Origin of the sequence: Gordonibacter pamelaeae 7-10-1-b (genome assembly GCF_000210055.1) — a bacterium.
Classification (GTDB): domain Bacteria; phylum Actinomycetota; class Coriobacteriia; order Coriobacteriales; family Eggerthellaceae; genus Gordonibacter; species Gordonibacter pamelaeae.
Genome location: NC_021021.1, coordinates 862,765 through 866,573, shown reverse-complemented (window position 1 = coordinate 866,573; position 3,809 = coordinate 862,765). Strand labels below are relative to the sequence as shown.

4 protein-coding genes and 1 pseudogene are annotated in these 3,809 nt (G+C 66.9%); 4 read left to right on the top strand and 1 reads right to left on the bottom strand.

Annotated features, from left to right (window positions below; all coding sequences use genetic code 11):
* Positions 1-1,474 (top strand): annotated as a pseudogene (locus tag GPA_RS19725) (2-hydroxyacyl-CoA dehydratase); the annotation flags it as partial.
* A gap of 116 nt (positions 1,475-1,590) precedes the next feature.
* Positions 1,591-2,091, top strand: coding sequence for a LytR C-terminal domain-containing protein (locus GPA_RS04125; RefSeq protein WP_015539023.1), 501 nt, complete (start codon positions 1,591-1,593; stop codon positions 2,089-2,091).
* Here GPA_RS04125 and GPA_RS04120 read toward each other — a convergent pair.
* Positions 2,065-2,598 carry a TetR/AcrR family transcriptional regulator gene (locus GPA_RS04120; RefSeq protein WP_015539022.1) on the bottom strand — a complete coding sequence of 178 codons (534 nt, stop codon included), beginning with the start codon at positions 2,596-2,598 and terminating at the stop codon, positions 2,065-2,067. The two genes, GPA_RS04125 and GPA_RS04120, sit on opposite strands and share 27 nt — an antisense overlap.
* 216 nt (positions 2,599-2,814) lie before the next feature.
* Between GPA_RS04120 and GPA_RS04115 the strand changes: the two genes are divergently transcribed.
* Complete coding sequence (locus GPA_RS04115; protein WP_015539021.1) at positions 2,815-3,576, top strand: EFR1 family ferrodoxin; 762 nt, start codon at positions 2,815-2,817, stop codon at positions 3,574-3,576.
* Between the two features lie 26 nt (positions 3,577-3,602).
* Positions 3,603-3,809: 4Fe-4S dicluster domain-containing protein (locus GPA_RS04110; protein WP_041239044.1), on the top strand; the 207-nt coding region annotated here is incomplete at its 3' end.

The following is a 3,809-nucleotide window of genomic DNA, read 5'->3' as shown; positions in this document are numbered from 1 at the left end:
CGGCTGCCCGGCCGCGAGCTTCGACCCCGAGAAGCTCGCCGCCACGCCCGAGACGTTCACCCAGAAGGCGGCGCCCGAGGTCATCGAGCGCTTCAAGCAGCGCGAGGGCGCCACCACCGAGTTCCCGCGCGCGGTGTTCACCGAGGAGATGAAGGAGGCCGGCTACACCATCCTGTGCCCGCAGATGGCGCCCATCCACTTCGAGCTGCTGGTGAAGGTCTTCCACCGCAACGGCTACAACCTGGAGCTTCTGCCGTCGGTGGACCACGGCGCGGTGGATGCGGGCCTCAAGTACGTGAACAACGACATCTGCTACCCGTCCATCCTGGTCACGGGCCAGATTATGGAGGCCGTGATGAGCGGCCGTTACGACACCGACAAGCTGGCCGTCATCATCACGCAGACGGGCGGCGGCTGCCGCGCCACCAACTACATCTCGCTCATCCGCAAGGCGCTCGCGGCCGTGGGCCTGCCGCATATCCCCGTGATCGCGCTGTCGTTCAAGGACCTCGGCGAGAGCAACCCGGGCTTCAAGGTGACGCCGAGCATGCTCCTGCAGGCCGCGTACTCCATCTTCTACGGCGACCTGCTCATGATGGCGCTGTACCGTACGCGTCCCTACGAGGCGGAGCCGGGCAGCGCGAACCGCCTGTTCGACCACTGGATGGGCGTGTGCCAGGACCAGCTCATGCGCGGGCTCAAGCGCCGCGAGTTCAAGGACACGGTGCGCCGCATCGTGGAGGACTTCGACACGTTGCCGCTGGTCGGCGAGGGCACGAAGCCGCGCGTGGGCGTGGTGGGCGAGATCCTGGTGAAGTTCCATCCCACGGCGAACAACCAGATCGTGGACGTCATCGAGCGCGAGGGCTGCGAGGCCGTGGTGCCCGGGCTTGCGGAGTTCTTCCTGTTCGGCATTGCGGGCGGCATCTTCCAGAAAGACCCGCTCGGGCGTTCGGCGAAGGGCGCGGTGGGCAGCCGTATTGGAATCTGGGCTATCGGGAAGCTGCGCGCCCCCGTCACGAAGGCGCTGACGGCCTCGAGCCGCTTCGAGCCGCCGGCCGACATCTACGAGCTGGCCGGGTACGCGAGCGAGATCCTGTCGCTGTGCAACTCGATGGGCGAGGGCTGGCTGCTCACGGCCGAGATGGTGGAGCTTGTGCGCACAGGCGCGCCGAACGTGGTGTGCACGCAGCCGTTCGCGTGCCTGCCGAACCACGTGGTGGGCAAGGCCGTCATCAAGGAGCTGCGCCGCCGCTACCCCGAGAGCAACATCGTGGCCGTTGACTACGATCCGGGTGCCTCGGAGGTGAACCAGCTCAACCGCATCAAGCTGATGATCAGCGTGGCGAAGGCGAACCTGGCCGAGAAGGAGGCCGAGGCGAAGGAGGCGCGCGACCGGTTCGTGGACGCGGCCCGCCCGCATGCAACCCAAGAGGACGCCGGCGAGCTGGAGATCGAGACCGAGAAAGCGTAACACCGACGGGCCTCCGCCGAAACGCGGCGGCCCGTTCGCCGAATTCGGGGGGGGGGGGCTTCATGCATCCAATCCTGTATACTCGGGAGAAAGGCTTCGCGAGGAAGGCGGCGCGTATGCAGAGGATCAAAGCGTTGGCGGCCATGGCGGCATGTGCATGCCTGTGCGCGGCGCTTTTCGGATGTGCGGCGAAGGAGCCTGCGGCCCAGGAGGCGGATCAGGACTGGCAGGCGGCGGCCGAGCTGCATCCCGACTTCAAGGAGCCCGCGCCTGCCCAGGCCCCGCTCCGCCAGGGAAAAGACGAGATCACCGTGCTCGTGCTGAACGGCTGCGGCATCGAAGGGGCCGCCCAGGAGGCGGCCGAGAAGGTTCGCGCGCTCGGTTTCAAGAACGTGACCACGGACAACGCGACGCAGTGGAATCACCCTCAAAGCAGGGTTTCGTACCATCATGAGGAGCATCGCGCAGAAGTGGACGAGGTCGCGTCGTTGTTCGACTCGCTTCCGCCCTTCGACCCCTATTGTTACGAAGATGCTTGGAGCGGCGGCTGGAGCATGGATTACGACATCCTCGTCATGATCGGAGATCCGTCAGTCGCCGGCAACCCCATCAGCTAGCCTCATGAACGCGTCGGCCATGGCCTCGGGCGATTCCCGCGTGCCGCTCTCCAGCCAGCAGAGCAGCACGTTGTAGAACGCGCCGGCGTAGAAGTACACCTCGTAGCGGTCGGGCGAGCTTAAGGGCATGTCGCCCCAGCAGGCTATCTCGCAGTCGGTGATGAGGTCGAGCAGCGACGTGGCGGCCTTCGCGCGGTGGAAAGCCAGCACGAGCGGTGCGTTCTCCTGGTAGAAGCGGAACTTGTACTCCACGAGCGCGCGGTCGCGGAAGCCCTCGCGGCCCTCTGGCTTTCCTGCGTGGTAGCGCTCGGTGACCTGGCGGATGCCGTAGTCCACGAGCTCCTCCACCGAGGCGAAGTTGCGGTAGAACGACGCGCGCGCGACGCCAGCGGCTTCCACGAGCTCGGTGACGGTCACCTTCGACCAGTCCTTGCGGCCGGCGAACTCCACGAGCGCCGCCAGAAGCCGATCCTTCACCTGCTGGTTAGCGACCTTGCGCTTGTCCATGAGACAGATCCTCCCGTATTGTCCCGCGTTCGCGGTTGACGGCGGTGCACAACCTGATACAAAATGTATCACATAAAACAACAAAGGGCAACGGCTCTTCCCGATGCGCCTTGTCGCCCGTAAAGCACGGTTTTGAAGCGAGAACCGTGTTTTTCGGGCGACGACGGAGCTTTGAGGAGGCGCAGTGCAGGGGGCCGGACTAAGAAGGAGCACGCCATGATCCTGTATTTCAGCGGCACGGGCAACAGCCGATGGGCGGCCCGGCAGCTCGCGGAACACCTCGGCGACGGCGACATCGTGTCCGTCAACGACGCTTTGCGGCAGGGTTCCGTGCCCGCGCTGCGCTCGGAGCGCCCGTTCGTGGTGGTGGCGCCCACCTACGCCTGGCGCCTGCCGCGCGTGGTGGACGCATGGCTGCGCGACGCGCGCCTCGAGGGCTCTCGCGATGTCTACTTCGTTCTGACCTGCGGCGGAAGCGTGGGCAACGCTGCCAAGCACGCGCGGGCGCTCTGCCGCGACAAGGGCCTGCGCTACCGCGGCCTGGCCGAGGTGGTGATGCCGGAGAACTACGTGGCGCTCTACGACGTCCCCGACGAGGAGACCTGCAAGCGCCTGCTCGACGCCGCACGCTCCCAGTTGGAAGGGCTCGCCGCGCGCATCGCAGCGGGGGAGCCGCTGCCGGAGGCTCGCCCGACCGCGAAGGACCGCTTCCGCAGCGGCCCGGTGAACGCGGCGTTCTATCCTGCGCTCGTGCACGACAAGGCGTTCGTCGCGACGGACGCGTGCACGTCGTGCGGCCTGTGCGCCGCGCGCTGCCCGCTGAACAACATCGCGCTCGAAGGGGGCCGGCCCGTGTGGAAGGGCACGTGCACGCATTGCATGGCCTGTATCGGCGGCTGCCCGGCGGAGGCCATCGAGTACGGCGAGAAGTCGAAGGGACGCCGCCGCTACTACCTGAAGGAGGGAGCGAGGGCATAACCGCCCGTGCCGAGGAGGGGAGTTCCATGCGTTTCCATCACGAGATAGCGATAGACCCTGCACGCTGCATCGGCTGCGGCCGGTGCGTCGACGACTGCCCGGCCGCCAACCTGGTCGTGGCGGATGGGAAGGCCGCGCCGCTCACGCAGGGGTGCATCATGTGCGCGCACTGCGTGGCCGTCTGCCCGACGAACGCGGTTACCATCAGCGGCTTCGACGAGGAGCCGCGCCCG

What these genes read in the sequence shown, in the direction of transcription:
- GPA_RS04125 (WP_015539023.1), top strand. Translation starts at nt 1,591, where the DNA reads ATGCAGAGGATCAAAGCGTTGGCGGCCATGGCGGCATGTGCATGCCTG.
- GPA_RS04120 (WP_015539022.1), bottom strand. Translation starts at nt 2,598, where the DNA reads ATGGACAAGCGCAAGGTCGCTAACCAGCAGGTGAAGGATCGGCTTCTG.
- GPA_RS04115 (WP_015539021.1), top strand. Translation starts at nt 2,815, where the DNA reads ATGATCCTGTATTTCAGCGGCACGGGCAACAGCCGATGGGCGGCCCGG.